The 1,961-nt window shown below is 55.2% G+C and carries 1 protein-coding gene and 1 pseudogene; both read right to left on the reverse strand.

Translation table 11 applies throughout. The annotated features are described in order from the left end of the window. Positions 1–476: pseudogene (locus KP699_RS16165) on the reverse strand (IS5 family transposase); the annotation flags it as partial. A 191-nt stretch (positions 477–667) separates the two neighbouring features. Then, on the reverse strand, positions 668–1,918 hold the full coding sequence (locus KP699_RS16170; RefSeq protein WP_215763339.1) for an IS701 family transposase: 1,251 nt from the start codon (positions 1,916–1,918) through the stop codon (positions 668–670). Positions 1,919–1,961 lie beyond the last annotated feature (43 nt).

Genomic DNA, 1,961 nt, shown 5'->3' on the forward strand with positions numbered 1-1,961 from the left:
GTCAGCCAGCAGGACATCAGCGCCTTTGAAGTCACTGACCTGCCCCGCAGTCAGATGTAGACGGACCGGTCGGCCATGATCATCGCACACGGCGTGAAGTTTTGAGTTCAGGCCGCCTTTTGTCCGTCCGATATGGCGGGGAAAAGCCCCTTTTTGAGCAGGGACGCCGATGTCCGGTGTGCCTTGAGGTGTGTTGCATCAATCATCAGACGCTTCGAACGGCCAGCCTGTTCTGTCAGGGCGACAAAGATCCTGTCAAAAACACCGAGGCGGCTCCACCGGATAAAGCGATTATACAAAGTCTTGTGCGGACCATACGCTTTCGGGGCATCCTTCCACTGAAGGCCGTTGCGGATGACATAAACGATCCCGCTCAGAACACGCCGGTCATCCACGCGTGGCACGCCGTGCGCCAGAGGAAAAAAAGGCTCAATCCGCTCCATCTGGCGCTCAGACAGTATAAACACATCACTCACAGGCTACCCTCCATCGGTAAACCTGTGAATCACAACCTCTCGCTCAGTTCAATAAATTAATAGGTCCTGAGCCTAGCACTACAGTTGCATATTGTGTCGTGAGTGAGCGCGGATAGCACTGGCCTGATGTGTTCGTCGAAAGACGGACCATCTGAGGATATGGGCTATGGGCAGTCTATGTTGTGAGAGTTTTACGACGAGACGCCTGATTTCCTGTATGGACCAGCGGACAAGGACTGTCGTGTCCGGTGCAGTGTTTTTTTCGACTTCAGTGAGTTTGCCTGGTAACGGACACTGGCCATGACGGCATAGGCGAGCATGACCAGAGAGACATGCCGATGCCAACCATGCCAGGAACGGGTTTCGTTATGATCAAGACCGAATTCGTTTTTGGCCGTCTCGAAACATTCTTCGATTCTCCAGCGCGTGCCTTCAACGTTCACGAGTTCCTGCAGGGTTGTTCCTTTTGGACACCATGTCGTAAAACAGGCAAGGTCTCCATCGGCGATGTTCCGGCGGATCAACAGGCCACGTGTCCATGGGCCGGCTATAGGGCAGTCAAATTCTTCAGCATCCAGATCGGCAAGCGGAAGATACGCCCAGTCGTATAAGCGCTTGCCCTTTGTGCCGCTTCCCGCTGACAGACGGCACCAGGCCTGCTCTGGAAGATTTGCAGCAATATCTTTGGCTTCTCCTGCAATCAGCGGGCTTGTCGCCCACGACCCGAACCAGTGATTGCCTCTGACCCCAAGGACATATCCAATTCCTGCCCGGCGAGGCGTGCGTTCCACATCGCCGACGCCATACACGCTGTCTGCTGCAACCCAGCGGAAGGGCACACCGGCCTCAATACTCCGCTCAATCATCATCGAGGCTAACGCCGGTTTGGTTGCAAACACCACGTCATCAGGAACGTGGGTCTGCTTCAGGCGCTCACGGTTCGACGTCCAGTCTTTTGGAAGATACAGGGCGCGGTCAACAAAGGCGTGGCCCCGCGCCGATACATAGGTGGCAAATACACCAATCTGGCAGTTCGTGATCTTGCCGGCAGAGCCCGTATATTGCCGCCCCACACCGCAGGACGCCTGACCTTTCTTCAGAAAACCGGTCTCATCGATGACCAGCACACCATCTTCAGTGCCCAGATGCTCGACCACATGCTCCCTGACGACATCGCGAAGGGCATCGGCATCCCAGTGCCCGCGCCCCAGAAGCGCCTGTTGCCGCCATGGACCGGGATCTCCTGCGGCTTCTGCCCGCATCCAACCTGTCTTGCGTGGATCATTGCCAATTAAAACATCAAGGAAAGAACACGCTGAATCCGCGACACGCTTTTGCGTAAACAGTGGAGCAATCCGCTCCTTGGCTGATCGAAGCGAACGCACCCATAATTCCAGCGTCTCTTCAACAGACGCACCACCGGTCATCATATCCTGAATCATGGGTATCCATAGAGTCAGAACTCAACACAAAATGCAACTGTAG

The sequence above is a fragment of the Acetobacter sp. P1H12_c genome, from assembly GCF_018811975.1.
In the GTDB taxonomy this organism is placed as follows: domain Bacteria; phylum Pseudomonadota; class Alphaproteobacteria; order Acetobacterales; family Acetobacteraceae; genus Acetobacter; species Acetobacter persici.

What these genes read in the sequence shown, in the direction of transcription:
- KP699_RS16170 (WP_215763339.1), bottom strand. Translation starts at nt 1,918, where the DNA reads ATGATTCAGGATATGATGACCGGTGGTGCGTCTGTTGAAGAGACGCTG.